At 34.7% G+C, this 25,675-nt stretch carries 25 protein-coding genes; 15 read left to right on the top strand and 10 right to left on the bottom strand.

Annotated features, from left to right (window positions below; translation table 11 throughout):
- Positions 1 to 150: 150 nt before the first annotated feature.
- The 8 genes from BK577_RS01365 (at position 151) to BK577_RS01330 (ending at position 7,377) form a co-directional block, all read left to right on the top strand.
- Positions 151 to 1,371: an EAL and HDOD domain-containing protein gene (locus BK577_RS01365; RefSeq protein WP_078431267.1), complete on the top strand. Its 1,221-nt coding sequence runs from the start codon at positions 151 to 153 to the stop codon at positions 1,369 to 1,371.
- A gap of 142 nt (positions 1,372 to 1,513) precedes the next feature.
- Positions 1,514 to 1,738, top strand: coding sequence for a hypothetical protein (locus tag BK577_RS01360; protein WP_078431266.1), 225 nt, complete (start codon positions 1,514 to 1,516; stop codon positions 1,736 to 1,738).
- Between the two features lie 316 nt (positions 1,739 to 2,054).
- On the top strand, positions 2,055 to 2,195 hold the full coding sequence (locus BK577_RS01355) for a DegQ family regulator (protein WP_026558999.1): 141 nt from the start codon (positions 2,055 to 2,057) through the stop codon (positions 2,193 to 2,195).
- A 349-nt stretch (positions 2,196 to 2,544) separates the two neighbouring features.
- Entirely contained in the window at positions 2,545 to 3,441 is an 897-nt protein-coding gene (locus BK577_RS01350) for a polyprenyl synthetase family protein (protein WP_169908054.1), read from the top strand.
- Between the two features lie 2 nt (positions 3,442 to 3,443).
- Positions 3,444 to 3,602: a competence pheromone ComX gene (gene comX / locus BK577_RS01345; RefSeq protein WP_078431264.1), complete on the top strand. Its 159-nt coding sequence runs from the start codon at positions 3,444 to 3,446 to the stop codon at positions 3,600 to 3,602.
- A 21-nt stretch (positions 3,603 to 3,623) separates the two neighbouring features.
- Entirely contained in the window at positions 3,624 to 5,918 is a 2,295-nt protein-coding gene (locus BK577_RS01340; RefSeq protein ID WP_078431263.1) for a sensor histidine kinase, read from the top strand.
- A gap of 127 nt (positions 5,919 to 6,045) precedes the next feature.
- Entirely contained in the window at positions 6,046 to 6,687 is a 642-nt protein-coding gene (locus BK577_RS01335; protein WP_078431262.1) for a response regulator transcription factor, read from the top strand.
- A 309-nt stretch (positions 6,688 to 6,996) separates the two neighbouring features.
- Positions 6,997 to 7,377 (top strand): hotdog fold thioesterase, encoded by a 381-nt coding sequence (locus BK577_RS01330; protein WP_078433421.1) that lies wholly within the window; start codon positions 6,997 to 6,999, stop codon positions 7,375 to 7,377.
- 48 nt (positions 7,378 to 7,425) lie between these two features.
- Here the strand turns inward: BK577_RS01330 and mnhG are convergent, their stop codons facing one another.
- Genes mnhG through BK577_RS01295 form a run of 7 tightly spaced genes read right to left on the bottom strand, consistent with a single transcriptional unit; the run spans position 7,426 to position 13,182 of the window.
- Positions 7,426 to 7,782: a monovalent cation/H(+) antiporter subunit G gene (gene mnhG / locus BK577_RS01325; RefSeq protein ID WP_078431261.1), complete on the bottom strand. Its 357-nt coding sequence runs from the start codon at positions 7,780 to 7,782 to the stop codon at positions 7,426 to 7,428.
- A complete protein-coding gene (locus BK577_RS01320; RefSeq protein ID WP_026558993.1) occupies positions 7,766 to 8,050 on the bottom strand; it encodes a Na(+)/H(+) antiporter subunit F1 in 285 nt (94 codons plus the stop codon). The genes mnhG and BK577_RS01320 overlap by 17 nt, the downstream gene beginning before the upstream one ends.
- Before the next feature lies 1 nt (position 8,051).
- Positions 8,052 to 8,528, bottom strand: coding sequence for a Na+/H+ antiporter subunit E (locus BK577_RS01315; protein ID WP_026558992.1), 477 nt, complete (start codon positions 8,526 to 8,528; stop codon positions 8,052 to 8,054).
- 5 nt (positions 8,529 to 8,533) lie between these two features.
- Complete coding sequence (locus tag BK577_RS01310) at positions 8,534 to 10,012, bottom strand: Na+/H+ antiporter subunit D (RefSeq protein WP_078431260.1); 1,479 nt, start codon at positions 10,010 to 10,012, stop codon at positions 8,534 to 8,536.
- Entirely contained in the window at positions 10,005 to 10,346 is a 342-nt protein-coding gene (locus BK577_RS01305) for a Na(+)/H(+) antiporter subunit C (RefSeq protein ID WP_078431259.1), read from the bottom strand. The genes BK577_RS01310 and BK577_RS01305 overlap by 8 nt, the downstream gene beginning before the upstream one ends.
- Positions 10,346 to 10,768, bottom strand: a complete 423-nt coding sequence (locus BK577_RS01300; protein WP_078433420.1) for a Na(+)/H(+) antiporter subunit B — start codon at positions 10,766 to 10,768, stop codon at positions 10,346 to 10,348. The genes BK577_RS01305 and BK577_RS01300 overlap by 1 nt, the downstream gene beginning before the upstream one ends.
- Positions 10,769 to 10,776: 8 nt before the next feature.
- The gene (locus BK577_RS01295) at positions 10,777 to 13,182 is read right to left on the bottom strand and encodes a Na+/H+ antiporter subunit A (protein ID WP_078431258.1); all 2,406 of its coding nucleotides are present in this window, start codon (positions 13,180 to 13,182) and stop codon (positions 10,777 to 10,779) included.
- 228 nt (positions 13,183 to 13,410) lie between these two features.
- On the opposite strand from BK577_RS01295, the gene BK577_RS01290 reads away from it, so the two are divergent.
- Both BK577_RS01290 and BK577_RS01285 read left to right on the top strand, forming a co-directional pair.
- On the top strand, positions 13,411 to 13,638 hold the full coding sequence (locus BK577_RS01290; RefSeq protein WP_078431257.1) for a hypothetical protein: 228 nt from the start codon (positions 13,411 to 13,413) through the stop codon (positions 13,636 to 13,638).
- A 140-nt stretch (positions 13,639 to 13,778) separates the two neighbouring features.
- Entirely contained in the window at positions 13,779 to 14,336 is a 558-nt protein-coding gene (locus BK577_RS01285; RefSeq protein WP_078431256.1) for a DUF5366 family protein, read from the top strand.
- 59 nt (positions 14,337 to 14,395) lie between these two features.
- On the opposite strand, the gene BK577_RS01280 is transcribed toward BK577_RS01285, so the two are convergent.
- The 3 genes from BK577_RS01280 to BK577_RS26550 form a co-directional block, all read right to left on the bottom strand.
- A protein-coding gene (locus tag BK577_RS01280; RefSeq protein WP_139367246.1) for an IS3 family transposase occupies positions 14,396 to 15,558 on the bottom strand; the annotation gives its coding sequence in 2 pieces (ribosomal slippage) (positions 14,396 to 15,249 and positions 15,249 to 15,558; 1,164 coding nt in all).
- Positions 15,559 to 15,735: 177 nt separating this feature from the next.
- Positions 15,736 to 17,100, bottom strand: a complete 1,365-nt coding sequence (locus BK577_RS01275; protein ID WP_078433419.1) for an MATE family efflux transporter — start codon at positions 17,098 to 17,100, stop codon at positions 15,736 to 15,738.
- Between the two features lie 68 nt (positions 17,101 to 17,168).
- The gene (locus tag BK577_RS26550; protein WP_264195943.1) at positions 17,169 to 17,291 is read right to left on the bottom strand and encodes a hypothetical protein; all 123 of its coding nucleotides are present in this window, start codon (positions 17,289 to 17,291) and stop codon (positions 17,169 to 17,171) included.
- Between the two features lie 77 nt (positions 17,292 to 17,368).
- On the opposite strand from BK577_RS26550, the gene cdaS reads away from it, so the two are divergent.
- The 5 genes from cdaS (at position 17,369) to sucA (ending at position 25,658) form a co-directional block, all read left to right on the top strand.
- Positions 17,369 to 18,028, top strand: a complete 660-nt coding sequence (cdaS, locus tag BK577_RS01270) for a sporulation-specific diadenylate cyclase CdaS (RefSeq protein ID WP_078431255.1) — start codon at positions 17,369 to 17,371, stop codon at positions 18,026 to 18,028.
- Between the two features lie 252 nt (positions 18,029 to 18,280).
- Positions 18,281 to 19,345, top strand: coding sequence for a C40 family peptidase (locus BK577_RS01265; RefSeq protein ID WP_078431254.1), 1,065 nt, complete (start codon positions 18,281 to 18,283; stop codon positions 19,343 to 19,345).
- A gap of 162 nt (positions 19,346 to 19,507) precedes the next feature.
- Positions 19,508 to 20,395, top strand: coding sequence for an ATP-binding protein (locus BK577_RS01260; protein ID WP_078431253.1), 888 nt, complete (start codon positions 19,508 to 19,510; stop codon positions 20,393 to 20,395).
- A 10-nt stretch (positions 20,396 to 20,405) separates the two neighbouring features.
- The gene (locus tag BK577_RS01255; RefSeq protein WP_078433418.1) at positions 20,406 to 22,325 is read left to right on the top strand and encodes a vWA domain-containing protein; all 1,920 of its coding nucleotides are present in this window, start codon (positions 20,406 to 20,408) and stop codon (positions 22,323 to 22,325) included.
- Positions 22,326 to 22,817: 492 nt separating this feature from the next.
- The gene (gene sucA, locus BK577_RS01250; protein ID WP_078431252.1) at positions 22,818 to 25,658 is read left to right on the top strand and encodes a 2-oxoglutarate dehydrogenase E1 component; all 2,841 of its coding nucleotides are present in this window, start codon (positions 22,818 to 22,820) and stop codon (positions 25,656 to 25,658) included.
- Positions 25,659 to 25,675: the final 17 nt, after the last annotated feature.

The raw sequence follows: 25,675 nt of genomic DNA, 5'->3' as shown, positions 1-25,675 counted from the left end.
AAAAAAATATAGGATTGAACATTTTAGAGATATAGGATAATAGTTGTGTATATAAGAAAATATTCATAAATAAATGATTCACTATTTAAAAATCTGTAGTAGAATAGAGTTAATTAGAAATTATTGGTTATGTTGTATGGGGGATCAATGATGGAAGTTTTTGTCGCAAGACAGCCAATTTTTAACTTAAAAGAGGAAGCTATTGCCTACGAGCTTCTATATAGAGGGAGTAATGAAAATGTCTTTCCAGAGATTGATGGTGATCAAGCGACTACAGAAGTGATTATCAATAGTTTCTTGAATATAGGGTTGCATGATCTGTCAGAGGGAAAGAGATGTTTTGTTAACTTCACCGAAAGTTTATTAAAGTCCAAAGTACCGACTTTTTTTAATCCAGGTTCAATTGTGGTTGAAATATTAGAGAATGTTGCAATAGATGAGGACTTAATTTCCACCTGTAAGGAATTAAAGGAATTAGGCTATACAATTGCTTTAGACGATTTTTTAATACAAGAGCAATCTGATTACTTTCCAAAACTGATACAGTATATTGATATTATTAAAGTTGATTTTCTTCAAACAACGAAACAGTTTCAAAGAGAAATAGTAAGAAAATATCAGCCGCACAATATTACGCTCCTGGCTGAAAAGGTCGAAACGAGAGATGACTTTTTATTTGCAAAACATGCTGGTTACACGTATTTTCAGGGCTATTTTTTTAGTCGTCCTAATATTATTTCCAGTCATGATGTACCTGTATATCTAAAAACGTATTATCACATATTAGCTGAACTATCAAAAACAGAGCCTGATATAGATATGATCGCAAATTCCATTGAACAAGATATTTCCATTTCATACAAGTTGCTAAAGCTAATCAATTCTCCCGCATTTCGTCCTGTAAATAAAATTGAGTCAATTAAGCAGGCGATTGTTTTACTGGGGTTAAATGAATTAAAAAAGTGGATTTATGTATTATCACTAAAGAGCATGAAAGAACCTGATGATCATGACATGCAGGAGGTTATTAAATTATCTTTGGTTCGTGGGAAATTGTGCGAACAAATTGCTCATTATCTAGGGAACTCACATTCTGCTCCTTATATGTTAACAGGCATGTTTTCTTTAATGGATACATTGATGCACAGAAGTATTTCAGAGGTACTAAAAGATTTGCCGCTATCAGATGATATACAAGATGCCCTTCTTGGAAAGGAAAACGATTTACATAAGGTATTAGTTTGGTCTATCCAAATCGAAAAAGCGGTTTGGGATATCAAAGACTTACCGATTCCTCAAGAAGTAATCAATCATTTTTATATAAAAGCGATTGAATGGGCTTCAAAATTAATGAAAGTGAGTGCCAGTTAGTCTAACGGGCACTCATTTTTTATTATAGATTAAGAAAAGGAAGGAATAAGATCATTTATGTAGAATTGTACTGGTAGAATGGCAAAAATTGAATGTCCTCAACAATTTGATTTGATACTTAAAAGGAGGTCTTGAACACTCTATGCGTAGGCAGCCAACATTTTTTGTACTAGACGATAAGATGGTTGCGGTGTTTTCGGTGGAAAAGGACAATTGTAAAGTAACAATGGAATGCTTGTTTTCAAAGACAGGTATAGAAGATTACACCTTAGAGTATCATGGACCTAATGAAAAGAAAGCTGAATTGATGAATTTAGCAATTGAAGAGGCGCATCATATTTTTGAAACGAACATATTAACTGTATAAAAATAATCTGTAGAGATCTGCATGTTATAAACGTGCGGATCTTTTTTTTGATTCGTTCCATGTACCCCCTTATAGTAGGTATACAATGCCGAATAGTATGTTGGTTATCCATAAATGACATAAAACAGGTGAAAAGAACAATAAAGGTAGTGTCGAAAATGTATAATTTGGACTATTGCGTTTTAGTTGCGGTATCACGCATTATGTCTTACGAATTATTTTCGGTGCGTACAGATCGTATTTGAATTAAAATTAATATATGAAAACACGTTAAACTGGTTTGGTTTTGTTACCAATCTATGAGGAGTGTGAAACTGTGAATCAGAAGAAAATTGATGAAATGACGGAGTTATTACTTCGAATTGAAAAAGAGCTAAAAGAATCGAAACAGTCGCTTGAACTACTTAATAAAAGTATTGACAAATATGATAAATACGCATTTTTAAATGTATCTTAAGAAACTTGGCTGATAGCCAAGTTTTTTTTATTGTCTAGGAAATTATAAAAAATTCTTGAACTGTGGATAAGTGCGCGACATCCAGCTCCAGCGCCTAGCCCCTCGAGGTCATAAGCCACAAAGGAATTGAAGACAAAGAACGTCTTCTATTCCTTTGCGTCTTATGCTTGTCGGGGCTGATCAAGGGGCTTGCGCTTTTGTTCTTGACATATTTTGGTCGTTGGGGTAAAAATGTATTAGATAATAGGTAAAATAGATTCTTTTTCTACTAAAAATACCAGGTATATAGTAATATAAGCATATGGAGGTGATTGGAATAGAAATATCATCTAAGGTAGTGAAACAACAAATGATTAATACCATTACCTCTTGTGTGAATAATACTGAATTAAAGAATCTTTTACTCTCTTTTTTAACGAATAAAGAGGGTCTTCCATTTGCACAGTTAACACTGATCCATTATCAATCTTTTGGTGGAAATGATGAGGAAATTACACAATTAGCAGCTGCGGTAGAACTTCTTGTTTTAGCTTTTGATATGCTTGATGATCTTGAAGATTTAGATAATGTGGACGAGCCTTGGATGAAAATTGAACATCCAATAGCCCTTAATGCTGCAACGACTTTGTATACATTGAGCAAGCTCGCTGTTTTATCCCTTCAATCTTCGCTTAAGTATCAGATATTAGAAGCATTCATCAAATTTTCGATTCAAGCAATGGAAGGACAACATGTAGATTTAAAAAACTCTATATTAACTGAGGAAGACTGTTTGGAAGTCATGAAAAAAAAGTCCGGTTCACTAATAGCCCTTGCCTCAGTAAGTGGCATGCTGCTTGCCGGCACAAATTCTCCAGCTGTAGAAGAATATTCTTATCAATTAGGTATTGCAGCACAAATCGATAATGATTTTAGAGATCTATTTAATCCACTCAAAAATGATGTATCTTCACAAAAGAAATCACTGGCATATCTATATCTTCAAAAAAAATACAATGATCACGCCATAGAAATTTTAGAAGGCTTCACTAGTGGCATGCCAATTACCGGATACTTTGGCAGCCCGTTAAAACTTAAACAAAAGCTGATAGATGCCGGAGTCGCTCAATACTTAAATGTTATGAAACAAATTGCGATCAACAAAGCAACCCGGATGATCAGGCAATTACCAATTGATAATAATCAAAGTGAGCGTTTAATTGCTCATTTGATCATAAAATTAAATCCCGAAAACAAGGAGAGATAACTATGCAAGAAATCGTAAACTTTCTGGTTGAAAACCCTGATGTATTAGAAAAAGTAGTAAATGGAGAAGCTAGTTTACTAGGTGTAGATTTGGACGATGTTTTAGGATTGATTGAGGGGATTAAGGAAGCAGGGAAATTATTAAGTACTTACTGGTTATAAAGCTAATGAAGGGTGTTTGTAATGCATAGTAACTTCAACAAAACATTTATATTCTTTGTTGTCCTTAGCATAGTCTTTTCTATTTATATAATAACATTGAATATTAATCATCCCTATGTTGGAGCAAATGTAATAATAAATGAAAATGAAGAAATCATTATAACCAATCTGGAACCTAATTCTTGGGCTGAAAAAAGAGGAATCCTTATAGGAGATGTAGTTGTTGAGGTTGACGGAGATAATCCTTTAAAGCATAAACCTATAGCTGATTACCATGTACTTGAAAAAGTAGACTCATTTTCCCTTAGAAGAGATGGTGTTATTAACGAGTATACAGTTTTAAATGAAACAATATTTAGCACGCAAAGTTTACTTATAATAATTATTCCTTTTACTGTTTTAACCCTGTGTTTATTTTGCAGCTTTTATATTTATAAATCAAATAAAAGGGCAAACCTTAGATCTGCAAACTTATTGAATTTGTTTTTGTTAATTATTGCAGTGGCTTATCTTAGCGCAACAGGTTCGTCAAAAGGTGATATTATTTGTAGATATGTAAACTTGTGTTTATTTTTATTAGTACCTGTGACTTACCTGCATTTCTTATATCAATATTTTATTGAACTGGGGAAAAATTTATTTAGCCATAACTATATAAAATTTGGTTATATAATTGTAACAATTAACTTATTACTTGAAGTTGTTAAAGATATAATTGGGTACAGTAGTCAAACTAACAAAATCATAAATTTAATTTCCTTCTTTATAATGCTAGTTATGACTTTTGTACTGAAATTTGTTGGTTTGAAAAAAATAAAATATTCAGAGCAGGCTTATATAGTGAAAGTGTTAATCGTGACAAATATATTAGCATTTTCACCATTTTTACTTTTATATGTGCTACCGTATATTATATTTCAAGATTATGTTTTCCCGCCAACATTTCTAGCAGCATTTTTATTACTTATACCGTTTTCACTCGTATATCAATTTTTAGCCACTAAAATATATGATATTGAATTCTTACTAGGGCGAATTAGATATTATTCATTATTGGCGGTTATTCCAACCTTTGTGATTGTAGGAATCATGCTTAACTTAAAAGAAAATGATCCTAATTTTTATCAAATAAAGCTTTCTATTGCTATCTTTTTCTCTATGATTTCAGTTTTCTACATCAAAGAAATCTTCGACTTCCGTTTTAGGCTCAAACGATTTTCTGAAAAATACAATTATCAGGATAGTATTTTTAAATATACTGAAAGTATCAGAAAGGCGAGTAATTTAGATCAGGTTATTTCTGAGCTAAAACAAGTGATTGTTGATGTGTTACTTGTTAGTAAGGCTTATTTTGTTGAAGTAGACAAGCAAAGGAATATAAGATCAATAGATCCACATGCTAAGGAAGCCGATTATGGGTCATATGTAACTGAAATTAAAGATGTATCTAATGAAGTGGGTAAGATACGAGAAGTGGATAAAGGGTTTATTATTAACATTGGTGTAACAGAGGATCGCAGCTATGTATTAGTTTGTTTATCTATATTGAATACGCCGATTCTTACTCGCGATGAAATATCATGGTTAAAGACATTATCCTTTTATACGAATGTTTCGTTGGAAAATTTCTTAAAAATTGATGAGTTGATGCAGCATTTACAAAAGGTTGAAACAGAAGGGGAAAATCCAGGCTGGTTAACAAAGCTTTTATTTTCAATTGAGGAAAAACAGCGTTCTAACTTAGCGAAGGATTTGCATGACTCTGTTTTACAAGACTTAGTCTCATTAAAAAGGCAGTGTGAATTAGCGCTTGCTGAGGCAAATGACGAAGGATTAAAAAGTCAGTTGCAAAACATGAATAGTAGTATGACACGAATTATAAAAACAACAAGAGAAACCTGCCAGGAATTACGTCCTCAGTTACTTTACGATTTAGGTCTTGTAAAAGCCTTAAATAAATTAGTAGCTCAATATCAAGAAATTGTGAACTTTGATATCCGATTAAATACAGGAAACTTCACAAAAACATTAGATATTGATGCACAGTTGAATATTTATCGAATTGTCCAGGAGTTACTCACAAATGCACATAAGCATTCACAGGCAACCAATGTTCTCATTATTTTAGTTTGTATAAAAGACAAAATCGTTTTTCATTACGAGGATAATGGAGTTGGCTTTGAGCCTAGTGAATTGGAAGATAAAGCAGAGAGTATGGGGCTTTCAGGTATAAGTGAGCGAGTTAAGGCTCTTAAGGGCTCTTTTTCTGTTGAAACCTCACTGGGCAATGGTCTAAAATTAGATATTGAAATATAATAGGACTTGGTTAACTACCAAGTCCCTTTTTACAAGGCTTGAATATAAGGCAATTTGGAATGGAAGGGAAAACCTTCTATTCCAAATTGCCTTAATGTAGCAAATAGGTTTTCTGAAAGGAGTTCTTATGATACACATATTAGTTGTGGATGATCATCCAGCGGTTAGAGAAGGAACGAAAGCAATCTTGGAAGCTGAGGAAGGTGTAAAAGTGGATTGTTTAAATCCGCCTTACACTGAGGAAGCTTTCGAAAAGCTGGATTTTTCACCGTTTGATGTTATTTTAATGGATTTAAACTTAGGTGAAGTTAATGGAATGGAGCTTTCTAAAACGATATTAGAAATGAAACAAACGTGTAAAGTCATTCTTTACACGGGTTATGATGTTGATGATTATTTTGAAGAGGCACTTCGACTGGGTATACATGGTGCAATTAGTAAAACAGAATCAAAGCAAAAGTTACTTACATATATTCGACTTGCAATAGAGGGAGATATTGTTGTACCCTATCAATTCTTTCAAAAGCTGCTGTCACAAAATCAGGTTCATGCAGAGCACTCTGAAGCGATAGAAGAAGTGTTTAATGAGCGGGAGAAAGCCATTCTGCAAGAAGTAGAAAAAGGACTTACAAATCAAGAAATTGCTGATAACCTTCATTTAAGTAAAAGATCAATAGAATACAGTTTAACATCTATTTTTAACAAATTGAATGTTAGTAGTCGGACAGAAGCGGTATTGATCGCGAAATCCAATGGGGTAATCGATTAATTTCACATTTTTTATGCGATCAAAAAGTATAAAATTTTATGGAAATAGGAATTGAAGGCTCATTTCAATGGCCTTATGCTCAGCGTCTTGTGCTTTTCTAAAATTTTACAAAACCTAAACATAGACTCAACATTGCCATGATGTTTATCCTTTATGATCTTAATTATACCTTTACGAGTAGAGGAGGTTATGATGGATATTATGGCAGTGTGGCCGGTATTACTTTTAATTTGTGGATATTTTACTCTTGTGGTATATGTGCTAAGGAAATAAATTGAATGCGGGGTAGGGATTCCAATGGAATTGAATATGAAGAATACATTAATGGAAGCACTGGGAATTGAGTTGGTTTCAGTGACAGACCATGAGGTTATTGCAACGATGCCTGTTGATCATCGTACACATCAACCATTCGGTTTGTTACACGGAGGGGCATCTGTCGCTTTAGCTGAAACTGTGGCAAGTTTTGGTGCTTTTCATTTAATAGATCAGGAAGCAGAGGCTTGTGTTGGCCTTGAAATTAATGCCAATCATATACGTGGAAAGAAATCAGGTATTGTTACTGCTTATGGCAAACCTGTACATCGTGGTAAAACAACGATGGTGTGGGAAGTGAAGATCGTTGATGAAGGAAACGAACTGATATGTCTTTCAAGATGTACAATAGCCATTTTAAAGAGGAATATATAATTTATAACCTTTCCATAGTTAAACAAAAAAAGTAGACGAGCACATGGCTCATCTACTTTTTTGTTTGGAACGGACTTTGGCTAAATCATCTTGAACACTTTTGTTCCATAAAGGGACTCCTGTATTGTAAGCCGCTCTACTAATTAAATGTCCTGCAACCGGTGCAGTGACGAAGACAAAAATAATCCCTAGTAATACTCTTGAATTCGCATGATGATCAATGAGAATGTACTGGAGAAATAAACCTAACAGAATACTGATAACTCCTAATGTTGCACTTTTAGATGCTGCGTGATTACGCGTATATACATCAGGAAGTCTAATAACGCCAATTGCTGCTATTAAACTCAAAATGGCTCCTTGAAGAATAAGATAACCTACAATGAATTTACTGATTTCGATCATTCTCGATAATCTCTCCTTTCTCCAAGTATTTAGAAAAGGCAACTGTTCCGATAAATGCCAGTATTCCCAATAAAAGGATAACCTCTACGAACGCACTTGTGTCAAGGACAATGGAGATAATAGCCGTAATACCAATTAAGTTAATTCCGATTGCATCTAAAGCAATAACGCGATCAGGAGTTGAAGGACCTTTCACTAACCGATAAACATATAACAGTGTTGAGAATGCCACGATAATAAGTGAAATGGTCATGATAATCTTAAACATATTAACGGCTCACCTCCTTAATCGCCTTTTCGAACGTATTTTTAATATCAAGCTTTGCTTGCTCAACATCGTCAATATCCATTGCATGAATATATAAGGTCTTATTATCCTCAGAAACTTCGAGAACAAGTGTACCAGGAGTTAAAGTAATCAGATTGGATAAAATCGTAATTTCCCAATCCTTTTTCAATTCTGTCTCTAAAGCAAAAATACCCGGACGTAATTCTAGCTTTGGAGATAGAATGACTTTTAACACAGAGATATTGGATTTAATAAGCTCGATCAGAAAGATACCAATAAGTCTGATGACCGCTATAATATTTAAAAAATAAAAGCGGTGATCAAAGAAACGTCTTAGAGCAAAGATAATGATAAACCCGAAAAAGTATCCCTTACAAAATGCCAGGGAAGAATAATCATTTGATAGAAACATCCATATAAACGCTAGGAAAACGTTAAGTAAAATTTGAAATGCCATATGCACTACTCCTTCAATACGGCTTGAATATAAATTGATGGATCAAGTAGAGTATCGGCAGCCTGTGATATATAAGGTGATAAAAATTCTACACCGAAACCATACGCAATAGATAATGCTAAAAGAATTGCAATTGGGAAGAGTAACCCTTTTGGTGATGTTTGTGCAATTGCCTCTTTATTTGGTTCTCCCCAGAATCCATGTATGAAAATCTTCATGACAGAATAGAGAACCAATAAACTTGAAAGTAAAACAACAAATGCAATCGTATATTCACCAGCTTCGAACCCGCCTTGAACAATTTTAAGTTTTCCCACAAATCCGCTTAACGGTGGTATTCCGGCAAGGGCTAAAGCAGCGATAAAGAACATCCAGCCCAATAAGGGATGGCTTGCAATTAAACCACTAAACTTTCGTAAATTACTCGTACCTGTAATGGCTACAATAGCTCCGACCAGGAAGAATAAGGCTCCTTTAATAATCATATCATGAACAAGATAGTAAACAGATCCTTCAATAGCATTTGGTGTATTTGCCGCAACACCAAAGAGAATGACTCCCACGGCAGTGATGATATTATAGATCACGATTTTCTTTATATCCCAATAGGCAATTGCCCCGATCACTCCAAAAATAATCGTTAATGCGGATAACCATGCAAGAATCTCATGAGTAAAGGTCGGTTCATGATAGAAAATAAGCGTGAAAACACGTGTGATGGAATAAACTCCGACCTTGGTTAGTAATGCTCCAAAAAGTGCAGTTACGACAGCAGGCGGTGCCTGATAGGAACCGGGAAGCCAGAAATATAACGGAAAAATTGCGCCCTTTAGTCCGAAAATAACTAAGAAAAGAATGGCAATGACCGTTAATAACCCTGATTGACCCATTTCAGCAATTCTTACACTTAAATCAGCCATATTTAATGTTCCTGTTAAGGCATAAAGATAAGCCACAGCAATGACGAAAAGGGCAGAAGAGATGACATTCACAAGAATATATTTTATTGATTCTCTAAGTTGATTCTTTGAACTTCCTAAGACAATTAACATATAGGATGACATCAGCATGACTTCAAAGAAAACAAACAGATTAAATATATCTCCTGTTAAAAATGCTCCTGTGACACCTAGTAGAAGGAACTGTACACCAGGATAAAAGTAAAATTTTTCTCTCTCAGCAGTAGTTGAGGAGAAGGCAAATAACAGGGAAGTGAAGCCAATAATTGCAGTAGTTAAAACTAAAAGAGCAGCATACATATCAGCAACTAGAACAATCCCATAAGGTGGTACCCAGTTTCCAATCTCTAATGTTTGAATTCCGTTTGTATGAACAGTTTGAACGATAATAACCGCAACGATCACACTAGCTAAGGATGCAATCGCGCTTAGCCATTTTTGAATTTTTATGTTTTTATTGAAAAAGATTAGAATAATCCCCATCAGTAATGGGATGACAATAGGTAAAATAATTAAGTTATTCATATTGATCATTTCCCCTTAGTTGATCCATATCATCTGTTCCTAATTCCTGATATGAGCGATATGCAAGAACAAGGAAAAATGAAGTTACCCCAAAGCTAATAACGATTGCAGTTAAAATCAACGCTTGTGGAAGTGGATCAACATAGACTTCTGCATGTTCTCCGAGTAGCGGTGCAGCTCCCTTTTTCAGACCGCCCATTGTTAAGATGAGTAAATGGGCTCCATGACTAAGTAAACCTGTACCGATGATAATTCGTAATAAGCTTTTAGATAACATTAAATAAACTGCAGCAGAAAATAAAATACCGACAACAACAGACATTAGTATTTCCATTATTCCGTCTCTCCTATCGTTTGAATAATGGTCATCGTTACACCAATAACAACAAGATATACACCTAGATCAAACAAAACAGCTGTAGCTAAAGCAGTTTCACCCAAAAATGGTAATTCAACATAGCTGAATGTATGAGTTAGAAATGGGACTTTAAAGAAGAATGACCCAATCCCAGTGAGAACAGCTATGAGCAGCCCGGTAGCAGTCAGCTTTATATAATCGAGCTGTAACGTATTTACAACGGTCTTGATATCAAATGCCAACAGTAAAAGAACTAAAGCTCCTGCCGTCATTAATCCACCAATAAAACCTCCACCCGGTGTATAGTGTCCGGAAAAGAAGAGGTGTAAGGAGTAGAGGATGATGATAAACACAATAACCTTTGTAGCGGTTTGAAAGATCACATCATTTGTTTTAATGTTTTTCTTCACCCTTCTTCCCCCTTTCTGACTTTTAAGCGAATCATCCCATAAATGCCTAGAGCAGCAATTCCTAATACAGTTATTTCAAATAATGTATCGAAGCCTCTAAAATCTACAAGAATGACGTTAACCATATTTTTTCCGCCTGCAAGCTTGTAGCTATTTTCAACAAAGTAAGTTGAAATGGTTTCATTTACACGTTGACTATTTGCGGCTAATGCAAGAAGTGTAACAATTGTTCCAACACCTAATGAAATGATAAGATTTGTTAGTTTGAAATTCAGTTTCTTTTCTTTTTTCTTAAATTCCGGCAGATGATAAAAGCAAAGCAAGAATAAAGCTACAGAAACTGTTTCTACGCAAAGTTGTGTTAATGCAAGGTCAGGTGCTCTAAATAATACAAAGAACAGGGATAATGAATATCCGACAGATCCTAACGCAATGATTGCTGTTAATCGTGACTTAGAGAATAAAACAGTAATTGTACCAATTACCATGACGATGGCAAGTACAGCCTCATATACTCCAACTGGTGCTGTATCGGCTAATGAAAAGGAAAAACCACCGGTTAGAGCAAGGGAAGTTCCTAATATTAAAATAAAGAACGTAAAAATATAAGCTAGATAATCTCTGATAAATCCTGTCATATAAAATCTTGTTAGACGGAAAGAGGATTTATCCAGCTGAACCAATGCTGCGTCATATCCTTTGTTAAGCGTAAGCTTTTTTGGGAACAGGCCATATACGGATCTCCATTTTGTAAGAGATAAATAGCCAATGACTCCTAAAGCAATGACACCAATTGTCATAAACAGCTCAACCGTAAACCCGTGCCAAGGATAAATATGAACATGGAAATGTCCTTCTTCTCCTAATAATGCAGGTATAACCGAAGCCATCGCAGGTTCGATAATGGTATAAGCTAAGATATTAGGGAAGAAGAAGAAAATTATCACTAGTGAAGCTAAAATGATTGGCGAAATAAGCATACCAATTGGTGCTTCATGCGGTTTCTTCTCTAGTTTTTCCGGTTGATATTTCCCTGTAAATGTTTTAAAAACTAATACCATGCTGTAGATAAAGGTAAAGACACTTCCAACCCAAGCTATAATCGGAAAGAGAAGACCAATGGTTTCAATATTAAATACATCCATTTCAAGTACTCGTATCATACTTGTGAAGAACATTTCTTTACTCAAAAATCCGTTAAATGGAGGTAAACCTGCCATTGAAAAAGCTCCGATAATCGAAATGGTAAAAGTTATCGGCATAAGACTCATTAATCCGCCAAGTTTTCGTATATCACGTGTACCTGTTTCATGATCAATAATGCCGACAACCATAAATAAACTTCCTTTAAAGGTAGCATGATTAATTAAATGGAAGATTGCTGCCAATGTGGCTACTGTATAGTAGCTGTTATCGATAGAGTCAAGTACAAGTGCTGCAGATCCAATTCCAAACATGGACATGATCATACCTAATTGACTGACAGTTGAAAATGCTAATATGCCTTTAAGGTCGGTTTGTTTTACCGCATTAAAGGATCCCCAGAACATTGTGAAAATTCCAAAGGATGACACAATCCAAAACCATTCAGGTGTACCAGCGAATACAGGGCTGAAACGGGCGACTAGATAAATCCCTGCTTTTACCATTGTAGCTGAGTGGAGGTAGGCACTGACAGGCGTTGGTGCCTCCATCGCATCTGGTAACCAAATATAGAACGGGAATTGAGCTGACTTTGTAAATGCCCCGAATAGCACAAGAATGAGTGCAGGTACAAATAATGTATGATCTGTTATTTCTGGTACCTGACTAATTATGTCTCTAATGCTGAAGGTATTTGTCATGATGTAAAGCATGATGAAACCACCAAGCATGAGTAGTCCGCCAAAAATGGTGATGATCATCGATTTTTGTGCACCATAACGCGATTTTTCTCGATTGTACCAATACCCAATGAGTAGGAAAGAAGAAAGAGAAGTTATCTCCCAGAACGTGTAAAGTACAATTAAGTTATCAGATAAGACAACCCCAAGCATTGCTCCCATGAACAATAACAAATACACATAGAAGGTGTTTAACTGTTCCTTATCTTTTGAAAGATAGTAAATTGAATAAAGAACAACTAACGCACCTATACCTGAAATTAATAAGGCAAATAATAGTCCCAGACCATCTATGTATGCTGTAAAGTTAATACCGAGAGAAGGGATCCATTCCATCGTTTGGAGAATGGTGTGTCCGTGCATAGTATCTTCAATAAATTGTATAAAGTATGTGAAGAGTATGACTGGTAAAACCAGCACGAACCAGCCTGTATGTATTTGACGGAAAAACTTATACAGGAACGGAATCAAGATGGCGAGCAAAAAGGGCGATAAGATGGCCACATGTAATAACGTCATTTTTTAACCTCCTTACAGTATTCTTATTTCATCTGGTTTATCAGTTAAAGGAAAGAAAAAAATAGTACTTACATTTACTGATTTATTATGTTCCAGATTGTGGACAACTATGAAATGATAGCAAAAATTGCTCATTTCAGGTTCATATGAACATAAAAATGATAACAAATTTCTGATGACTTGTATATTATAAAAGTCCAAAGAGCATCCTAAACTTGAGGTGATTCCATGCACAAAACAAAGATTTTTGTCGCAGGGTGCTTATTTTCATCCTTGTTCAGTGGTGCTTGGTACGTGAACGAAAAAGTAAAAAGAGAATATGTAGAAACTGTTTCATTTGACGATTCCGCAATTCGGTTAACGAATACAGAAACACCCATTGAAAAATTAACAGAGGAAGCGAATGTCTTTGAAAAGTTTCGACCACGGGAATATGTTCGTGTGGTAATTCGTTAACAGGATGTGGGGTAAATACATCCTGTTTTCGTATGTGTGTCACAAGTTTTTTGATGAAGTCCGTCATAGCCTTGTCAAAACCTTTCCTCTACTTCATAATTAAGTAGATCTGATCATTTTATATAGTAAGGAATTTGACCATGAAAAACACATATTTTACAAGTTATTTCCCACTTATAACGATTTTACTTTTTAGTGCATCTCTTTCCATTTCGACAGTTATGATTGTCATTGATTATTTACAGACATTTGGCATTTATGATGGAATGCTTGAGTTTTTCTCAAATAACGGAATAAAATTGGCTTTGTTTATTCTTTTTGCTCTTTTGTATTTTATGGTTTTTTCTGCATTAAAACTAATTGCGAACACTGTAACAGAGCTTTCACTGTTGTTTTTTTCGAAAGATGTTGCGGGGGAAAACTTAACGAAAATTAGAGGTGGATCAGCTATTTATTTAATAGGTGGCTCTTTATCTTTAATTGCCGTACAGTATCCAATTTTTATTATTGCGATTTTTCTTCTTTCAACAATTGGATATTTCATCTATATCGTTTATAAGATAAGTCAAACACTGACATCTTTTTCATTAGTAGGATTGGTTTTATTTCATGTTCTTTTTTGGTTTATCTTTATATTAGGGACCTTATATATTTGTTTTAGGCTTTATAATAGTATTATGGCTAGTTTACCTGTATAAAAAAGATGGCCTTTGAACTTACCTAGCTATATGAGACACATATAAAACACCCCCTTTTATTAGGCTGCCATAACTCCGAATTCTTTTGGGGTGAGGTAGCCTAATTTTTCTTGAATTCTTTCCTCATTATAGTGATAGATATAATGATCAATCTTTGATACTACCTCCAAATTGGCTAAAGAATTAAACTTACAATACTGAAATTCCTCTGTTTTTAAATTAGAATGAAACGATTCAATTACTGCGTTGTCCCAACAATTTCCCCTCCTAGACATACTTCCGATCAAATGATTTTCTTTCACGTAATTTTGAAAAGTATAGGAAGTATATACGCTACCTTGATCAGAATGGATAATGACTCCTTCCGGATACTCACGTTTGATTAAGGCAGCCTCCAGTGTGTCAATTACTAATGGTATTTGTTGGTGATTATAAAGTTTATAAGCAACGATTTCATTATTAAACAGATCTATGATTGTTGAAAGATATAACGTTTCACTGCCGTATTGAAGATACGTAATGTCCGTAACCCATTTTTCATTTGGTTTACTTGCACTGAAATCTCGATTAAGGATATTGGGAGCAATTACTTCACTTCCCCCTTGAGATTTCCATTTGCGTTTCGGTTTCACTTTACACTGTAAGTGATGTTTTTGCATGATTTTTTGGACCGTATTCCGATTTAAGTGGATATGATGCTTACGCTTTAAAATAGACCTTATCTTACGATGCCCATTTCTATAGTTAGTCGATTTACATATCTCAATAATTAAATCCTCATGTTCATTCTTGTATTCGTTAACTCCATTCGACCAACGGTAATATGTAGAACGAGGAATCTCTAAAACTTTTAAAATAGCTATTACGCTGTATTGTTTACGCAGTTCTCCTACTAGCTGTACGACTACTCTTTTATCCACTCCTTTTTCATCGCTAAATACTTTTTTAAGATTTCATTCTCCATTTTCAAGTGGGTAACTTGGTTGTTAATTCGTTCATCCTCTCTCGCGGATTCTGGTCCATGACCAAACGTATATTGTTTCCCAATTGGTTGATCAAATCGATAGATCTCGCCCTTCTTATACCATCTCATCCAGGTCTCAACTTGTGATTTATTTTTTATATTGTACTTTTCCATGATTTCTTTTGTGGTTAACCTTCCTTCAAGTTTATCTTTTACAACCGCCCATTTAATTTCACTTGTATACACATTTTTGCCCACGCAAAAACACCTCCGATAAATGTACCTGTTTACAGTGTAACATTTACGTAGGTGTTTTATATTGTCTCACTAATTTAGGTTAGTCCATACTTCATCTGAAGATAAGACACTCTTTTTTATGGTTGGGTAAGGTAAAAACAGAAACTTTGTGATTGAAATTTGGCGATAATCTGGGTTCTAATTATCTTCTGTAATTAACACTTCATATTTTCGTTGGATTTTAAATAGTCGAAAAGATAATCCGATTGCTCCAGCGGCAAGCCCAGATATAAGACCAATCCAATATCCGAACGCATCCAAAGGAGTATACGTAGCAACAAGATATCCAACTGGAAGTCCGATTACCCAATAAGAAATGAGAGCCATAATAAATGTTACATTTACATCTTTATATCCTCTTAGGATACCTTGGATTGGTGCAGCTATCGCATCCGATAATTGAAAGAAAATCGCATAAATTAAGAAATCCTGTGTTAGCTTAAGTACGGCATTATCAGAAGTATAAAGTGACGCAACTTCCGGTCTAAAGAAATAAATCAGTGCAGCAGAAATGAGGGAAAGCATGAGCGCTAATCCTATACCTATATAGCTGTATTGTCTTGCATCCCTTATTCTTTTTGCCCCAACTTCTTGTCCGACGACAATAGTAAGAGCTAAAGAAATACTTAACGGAAGCATGTAAAGAAAAGAAGCAAAATTAATGGCTGCCTGATGTGAGGCAATTGTAACGGTGTGATATTGACTCATCAGTAGTGTAACAGCAGCAAAAATACTAGTTTCAAAGAATATGGAAAGTCCAATAGGTACACCTATTTTTAAAATTTCTCCCCATGCCTTAAAAGAAATAGGAAAGAACGTCTTAAAAATATAGTACTCCTTAAAAGGAGATCGTTTGTTAACGATAAAGATTGCAATTGCCGTAATACACCAATAAGTTATGGCAGATGCAATACCGGCACCTATTCCCCCAAGAGCAGGAAATCCAAATTTCCCAAAGATAAACAAGTAGTTGAATACAAAGTTTATTGGTAAGGAAGTAAGTGTGATAATCATTGTTACTCTTGTAAACCCCAACGCATCAATAAAACATCTTAACACTGCGTATAAAAATAAAGGGAAAATCCCCAGTGATAATGAAATTAAATACCACTTGGCTATATAGCGAACCTCATTTTCAAGACCCATATTTAATAAGATGGGATCCAATACAAAAAAACCTAAAATAAGAATAAGAACGGAAATAAAAATGCTAACATACAGGCCTTGAACTACCATAAACGGAACATCTTTTGTTTTTTTTGCCCCGACTAGCTGGGCAACAATAGGGGTTACCGATAATAAAATTCCACTTAAACCGGTATAAACGGGAACCCATAAACTGGATCCAATCGCAACACCCGCTAAGTCATTTGGATGTACTTTGCCTGACATAGTTGTGTCAAAAAAATTCATCGAAAAAAGACCTAGTTGAGTGATGAGAATCGGGAATAAGATACTTGAAAGATAAATTATTTTTTTCTTGTGTATTACGTTAATTTTCATTTTCATGTTACATCCTCATTTCAAAAAGATACCTGTTGCATTATAACATGAAAAAGACAAATAGTAGTTTATTTCGGCTGATTGTTATCAGATTTACGTGACTCACCTTTAAACATTTGATAATAAAAAAAACCTAAGGATATGACACCTAAAATACTAAAGGTATATTGAAGAATCTTTTGAGTAATCATGCGTACACCTCCTATATGTAGTATGGTTCGATAAATGGAAAAAATACACAAAGTAAAAAAATCATAAAATAGCATGAATGAAAAAGACTAATCAAAAGGGAGGATTGAGCATTTTGGAACAAAATCAAACATTTACATCTATCAAACATCACATTGCTGTTCACCTAAGTCAAATAATTGATGAAACACAAACAATGAGAAATTCACTGGGTGAGAAAGAATATTGTCTCTTATGTGAGCTTGCTCATATAAGAGATCTCTTTAATGAAATACAATCTTCCGCGTCTTTCTTTTATTTAAAAGCTTATATAGAAAAATTCACAACTCAATACATAGAGATCGCTAAGGCGATTCAAAATCTGGCTGAAAAAAGACACGGGGCATTAATTGTTGTAGAAAGAGAAAACCCAGTTTCTGGCCATATTCAGGGAGGCATTCCATTAAATGCAACGATCTCCAATCGCTTAATCGAAAGTATTTTCTATCCTGGAAATCCTTTGCATGATGGAGCAATAATAGTGAAGGGAGATTATATTATTTCCGCTGCCAATGTATTGCCTTTAACAAACCAGGATTTTGGTTCAGAGAAAGTAGGAACAAGACATAGGGCAGGTATTGGCCTTACGGAGATGACCGATGCTTTAGTACTCATCATTTCAGAAGAAACAGGAAAAATGTCGTTTGCACTAGGGGGAATCCTTTATCCTATTATCTCACCTGAATCCAGTCTCAAATAAAAATAATGATATAAAAGTCAGAACACAGTTTCTGACTTTTTTTGTTTAATAAAAATTAAAAGGATAATAGATTAAGAAGCGAGTCGGAAAGCAGAAATAGAATGATTGTCTGTCTATGTAAAATTTTGTATAGTAAAAAGGAAGGATCTGTATCATTTTACCTGTTTTTATTAAATTTATTTATAAATATGTAGTTTTATGTCTGATAATCTATTAAACTAAGCTTATGATGAGTAGGAGGTAATAGTAGAAATGAAACAAAAAATATTAGGATTGACAGCAACAGCAGTTGTTGGGTCATCATTATTTGCTTCAGTCGCTGCAGCAGATGAAAAAATTAAAGTGAAAAGTGGTGATACACTTTGGGATTTGTCAAGGGAGTATGATACAACAGTTAGCAACCTTAAGCAATGGAATTCATTAAATAGTGACTTTCTTCAGGTTGGACAAGTTCTCAAGGTTAAAACATCTACTACTACAAATAAACAATCTAGTAATAGTACAACATCGAGTTCTTCTTCATCAACATCAGCTAAAAATGTAACATATACTGTAAAAAGCGGAGATTCATTATGGGTGATTGCTAGAGCACATAATACATCAGTTGCTGAGCTAAAGAATCTAAACAACTTAACAAGTGACCTTATCCGCGTGGGTCAAAAATTATCGGTGAAAAAACAAGCCGGTCAAACTACTCAGAAAAATGAAGAAACGGTTAGCAACAATAAACCTGAGCAAGGTTCATCAAATGTCGTTTCTACATACAAGGTTTTACCAGGTGATTCTTTATGGAAAATAGCCAATAAATTTGACTTAACGATTGCAGAAATAAAAGTAGCAAATAATCTTAAATCAGATGTTATTCGAGTTGGTCAGGTTTTAAAATTGAATGGTGACAAAACAATTAGTCAAGATACAAATAATACTGTTTCAAAACCTTCGCAATCACAAAATCAATCCTCAAAAATTGACACAATGATAAGTGAAGCAAAATCACTAATGGGAACTCCATACCGTTGGGCTGGAAATACACCAAGTGGTTTTGATTGCAGTGGATTTATTTATTATGTTCTAAATAAAGTTACATCTGTGTCTCGCTTAAGTACAGCGGGTTATTGGGATACGATGAAATCTGTAAACAATCCTGCAGTAGGAGATTTTGTCTTCTTTACTACATATAAGGCAGGTCCATCACATATGGGAATTTATTTAGGAAATAATGAATTTATTCATGCCAGCAGCTCAGGAGTTACGATAAGTAAACTGGATAATTCATATTGGAAGCAGCGCTATCTCGGTGCTAAACGCTATTTATAGAATCCTTTAGGATTCTATTTTTTTTTGAGATAAAAAAAGGGGGGGATTTTAGTTATTAATTACCACCTAAAGTACTTTCGTAAACTTTGAATACTTACAATCTTTTTAGTATACTCATGATTGGTATAAACGTTTGAAAAAGGTATAAAAGGAAGGTCTAAAATGAAAAACATAGAAGCTTATCAATTACCAACTGACATTCAAAAGTTAATAAAAGATAGATCAACAAGAGAGATACATGAGGGTGATGAATTATTAATCGGTGAGAGCGGATATACTCCAACTGATAATTCTATTATTTATGATGCAATGATTGCATTAGCTCTAGGAAAAAATGTTTTATTAAAAGGTCCAACAGGATCAGGAAAAACCAAACTTGCTGAAACTCTATCAAATCTATTTCATCAGCCGATGCATAGTATTAACTGTTCTGTTGATTTAGATGCAGAAGCACTATTAGGATTTAAAACAATTGAAAACACACAAAGTGGAACTTCAATTGAATTTATTGCAGGACCTGTTGTGAAAGCGATGAAAAAAGGACATCTCCTTTATATCGATGAAATTAATATGGCAAAACCGGAAACACTACCTATTTTAAATGGGGTACTGGATTATCGAAGAATGATTACAAATCCATTTACAGGGGAAGTTGTGAGATCTCATGAGCACTTTGGAGTTATTGCTGCGATAAATGAAGGATATGTTGGAACAGTACCCTTAAATGAAGCATTAAAAAACCGTTTTGTTGTCATTGAAGTTCCATATATACAAGACGATGAATTGAAATCGGTTCTTGAAAAACAATCCAAGCTTACAGATCCAGCATTAATTAAAACATTTACAAAGTTGTCAGCCGATTTGTTAAGTCTTGTCCAAAATGGACAGGTGTCAGAAGAAGCTGCATCAATAAGGGCACTAATTGATACATGTGATTTAGCTTGCTATCTCCCTCCAAAACGTGCTGTCGAAAGAGGAATTGTTGAAAAGCTGGATGATGAAAGAGAAAAAGCAGCCATTAGAAATGTGGCTGAAACTCTATTTGAGTGAGGTTTTGGTTTTGAGATTTATTAAGTTCAACGATCAACAAGTTGATTCATTTCTTTTTATGGAATTATCTGATCTTTCCAAAGGACTTACAAAGAATCGTGATTTGGAAGTGGATTATAGTGTCCAATCTTATTTAGATCCATTTGAAAAAAAGATTTATGTTAGTCATTTCTGGGATCATCGTGAAAAATCCGAGACAGAATTAGCATTAAAAAGTGATGTTTATCTTCGGAGTATTGGGAATTATTTTCATACAGATTTTCGAGAGCTTGGTCTATTTTTACAAAGGGTAAGGCCTTTAAAGCTTAATAGTTTTGCCAAACAACTTTGTATGTTGCTGGAAGATCTTCGAATAGAAGAGGTGTGTATAAAAGAAAGACCAGGTACAAAAACGGCATTTTACTTAAGAAAAAAGCTATACCGTAGACATTTTCAAAGCCAACTAATTATTCATAAGGAACGTAATATTTTAACCGACGCTCTATTTAACGCACTCTATCTAATCCTGACAGCAGAATCTACAATGGAACAGGTTCCAGCCCTGTCAGAAAACCTAGATCGTACATTACCTTATATTCAAACTCAAATCTTTCAAATTTTTGAAGCCTCTTCAACCTCACACATTATTAAGATTGTTTTAAATGTAGTTGATATTTTAGAAGAGCTTCTGGATAAGGACATGCTTAATACTTATTTTTATTTAGCTGATCTTCCGTACGAATCAATAAAAGCTTCAAGTCTTTTTGATGAGTTAAAGAGAAAATCTAAATTAAAAAATAAAGATCAAATCGAAAATGCTAAAAAAGGTGATGAAGATGTCCATAGTGACAAACTTCCAACCTGGCATAGTGAAACGAGCAAGCCAACCAAAAGTTTTTTACAATTTGATTTAGAACAAGGAACAAACACAACGCTAAATGGTGATGGTACTGTTCGTGAAGGCGAAGACACAGATCAAGCACTTGCAATGGTACAGGGGACATCAGGGAAAGCTAAAAAAAATGATTATTCAAAGCTAGAAGCTATGGAGTCGCAAAAGGAAGAAAGATCTAGCGCGGGAGAGCTTGTATATGGGAAGGAAAATAAATATGCTGTACCAATATTTGTTCAATCAAAGCTCCCGGCGGCAGATGACATAGATAAATACAAACATGATCGAAATGATATTCTACTATTTCAGAAAAAATTAAAATTAATGATTCAAAAAACACTGGAACATAAAAGAACATTGCCAAGAACTGATCTTCATATAGGGAGGTTAAACAAAAAGCTTCTAAGATTATTGACAGAAGAAAATCCTAAACTGTTTTATAAAAAGCAGGAAAGATCACCGGATATTGATGCTGTTTTTACTCTTTTAGTTGATTGTTCTGCCTCCATGTTTGATAAAATGGACCAAACAAAGCTGGGAATTATACTCTTTCATGAAACATTAAAGTCTGTCAGAGTTCCGCATCAGATTGTTGGTTTTTGGGAAGACACAAATGAAGCTTCCAAAACCCGACAGCCAAACCATTTTCATACGGTTATTTCGTTTAAGGATTCACTGCAGATTCAAGCAGGACCAGAGATTATGCAACTATCGCCAGAAGAAGATAATCGAGATGGGTATGCAATAAGACATATGACCGAACAATTAATGAAAAGACATGAAAAGCAAAAATTTTTGCTTGTGTTTTCCGATGGTGAACCGGCAGCAACCGGTTATGAAAGAAATGGGATTATTGATACACATGAAGCCGTGTTAGATGCCAGGAAGTTGGGGGTTGAGGTAATGAATGTCTTTTTATCAACAAATGAAGTGGATGAAGCGACCAAAAAAACCATACAAAATATTTATGGAAGATACAGTGTTTTCGTTGAAAAAATTGAGGAGCTTCCTGAACAATTATACCCTCTACTAAAAAGATTGTTATTAAAAACAATCTAGTTGTTCATATAAAAAAGTTATGAGTATTTTATAGTAGGACAAAATCTTAAGTATGATTTTGTCCTATTGTTTCGAGATTGATAATGCTGAATTAATCTAAAAAATAGATCAATAATAAGTCTATTTTTAGGGACACTTGGACATAGAAAAATTTATTATAATTTACTCTAAAATAATAAAAATTGTACTTTTCTTCCAAGGATTTGTAGTATGATAGATGTAAGGAAGAGGGGGTATTATTTGATAATTTAAATTATTTAAATAATTGAGAGCGCTAAGAATAGATATTGAAAAAAGGACCAAAATTTTTAAAATTTTTCAATCATCTATCTTGGAATGTGTAGACACCAATGTTAAAATAGCATTGGAAGCGTTTTAATATCATACTACTATACTTGTAAGAGTGGTTAATATCGTAGGATAATAATTTTTTCACCTGCGTATCAGAAATACTTTTTCTGATCACTTATGAATCTTTGGGGGTAATGTAAGATGGCAGTAGGCACAAGTAAGCAAAATTTCCCTTGGGAAGACTTCCATGGTCCAAACCTCGGCTATATCATGGAACAATATGATCAATATAAAATTGATCCAAATTCTATTGATATAGAATTAAAAGAAATATTTGATAACTGGGGTTCTCCTTCTATACAAATGAAATCTAATAATCAACAAACATTAGCTGAAGGTGAAACAATTTCAGCTGATAAAATGAAAAAAGTAGCAGAAGCAGTAAAACTTGTAACTAATATCCGTAGATATGGTCACTTATATGCTGCTGTGTATCCTTTTGGGGATACAGCAGAGAAAAATGAATTTTTGCAACTTGAAGAATATGATTTAACAGAGGAAGATTTAAAGTATATTCCTGTACACCTTCTATGTGAGGATGTTCCAGCACATGTAACAAATGGACTAGAGGCATACCAGTACTTAAAAGAAGTATACAAAGGTTCTATTGCTTTTGAGTTCAGCCATGTACATAATTACGAGGAAAAAACGTGGCTTCTTAAAATGGTTGAGTCCGGTACAATCTTTAAAAATCTGTCGAAAGAAAAGCGGATTTCAATTTTAAAGAGATTAACAGAAGTAGAAGGATTTGAACAATTTTTGCATCGTACATTTGTAGGGCAGAAGCGTTTCTCTATTGAAGGACTAGATATGCTTGTTCCTGTTCTTGATGAATTGATTTCAAATGCAGTTGAAGCAGGTACGGATACTATTAACATTGGAATGGCACACCGTGGACGATTAAATGTTTTGGCCCATGTGCTTGGAAAACCATATGAAATTATCTTTTCAGAGTTTCAACATGCACCAAATAAGGAATTAGTACCTTCAGAAGGATCTATTGGCATTAACTATGGCTGGAGTGGGGATGTAAAGTATCATCTGGGTGCAAACAAGCAATTCATGGATGAAAGCACTGGTCGAGCTAAAGTAACATTGGCAAATAACCCAAGTCATTTAGAATTCATCGATCCTATTGTTGAAGGATACACCCGTGCCGCACAAGAAGTTCGCACAGAGAAAGGCTATCCTAAACAAAGTGTAAATGATGCGATGGCTATCTTGATTCATGGAGATGCTGCCTTTCCTGGTGAAGGAATTGTTGCAGAAACTCTTAATTTAAATAAACTAACTGGCTATCAAACAGGTGGAACAATCCATATTATTGCTAATAATATGATTGGGTTTACGACAGAAAGCCGTGATTCTCGCTCGACAAAATATGCAAGTGATTTAGCAAAAGGGTACGAAATTCCAATTGTCCATGTGAATGCTGATGATCCTGAAGCATGTATTGCAGCTGTTTATATTGCAATGGAGTACCGTAAAAAATTCAAAAGTGATTTCTTAATTGATCTCATTGGTTATCGTCGATTCGGTCATAATGAAATGGATGAACCGTCAATGACACAGCCTCAGCTATATGAAAAAGTACGCAAACATCCTACGGTTCGTAAATTGTATGCGGAATCACTAGAAAATGAGGATGTGCTCGGGTCAGACGATATTCAAAAGATCAATGATGAAGTGCAGGGAACTCTTGATAAAGCTTATCAAAAGGTTCCAGATAAAAAAGCTGCTGAAACTCACGAAATTAAATTACCAAAGTTTGTTAACAGTGGACTTCCTGCGTTACAAACAGCTGTTAACAAAGACAAGTTACTTAAATTAAATGACGAGTTGGTAAAATGGCCGGAAAATTTCAATGTGTTTTCTAAACTGCAAAGAATCTTAGAAAGAAGAGCAAATGGTCTTAAAGAAGAAGGTAAAGTAGAGTGGGCACTTGGTGAGGCGTTAGCATTTGCATCAATCCTTACTGATGGAACACCAATTCGTTTAACTGGACAAGATTCACAACGCGGAACATTTGCTCAAAGACATATCGTTTTACACGATGTCAATACTGGAGAGTTTTACTCACCTTTACACAAACTGTCTGATGCTAAAGCATCATTTGCTATTCATAACAGTCCATTATCTGAAGGTTCGGTTATTGGCTTTGAATATGGCTACAATGTGTACGCTCCAGAGACATTGGTTTTATGGGAAGCCCAATATGGAGACTTTGCGAATGCTGCTCAAGTATTTTTTGACCAGTTTATTGCAGCAGGTCGTGCAAAATGGGGCCAAAAATCCGGACTAATCATGCTATTACCTCACGGATTTGAAGGGCAAGGACCAGAGCATTCTAGTGGAAGACTTGAAAGGTTTTTACAGCTTGCTGCAGAAGATAGCTGGCAAGTAGCAAATTTAACAAGTGCTGCACAATATTTTCATATATTACGCAGACAGGCTGATTTGCTAAAACGCGAAGAGGTCAGACCGCTAGTTATCATGACGCCGAAGAGCTTGTTAAGAAATCCACAAACTGTTTCAGATTTGAATGAATTATGTGAAGGTGAATTCAAGCCTGTTATTGAACAACCGGGTCTTGGTCATTCTCCAGAAAAAGTGAAAAGACTTGTCCTATGTTCAGGAAAAATCGCAACTGACTTAACGGATAAATTAAATTCCTTAGATGGAAATCAAGACTGGGTGCATATGTTGAGAGTGGAAGAATTATATCCATTCCCTAAGAAAATAATCCTTTCAATATTAGAAAACTTATCTTCTCTTGAAGAAATCGTTTGGGTTCAGGAGGAGCCGCAAAATATGGGGGCTTGGAGCTTCATCGATGCTAAGCTGAGAGAAATTGCACCGGAAGGAATTCCAGTGAAATATATTGGCAGAAGAAGAAGACAAAGTCCTGCAGAAGGTGATCCTAATATTCATAAGAAGGATCAAGAGCGTATTGTAACCGAAGCATTGACTTGGAATAAGTAATATTGACCATTTATTAA

The organism is Metabacillus halosaccharovorans, from assembly GCF_002019635.1.
Classification (GTDB): Bacteria; Bacillota; Bacilli; order Bacillales; family Bacillaceae; genus Metabacillus; species Metabacillus halosaccharovorans.
This window is presented reverse-complemented; position numbering and strand designations above follow the sequence as displayed.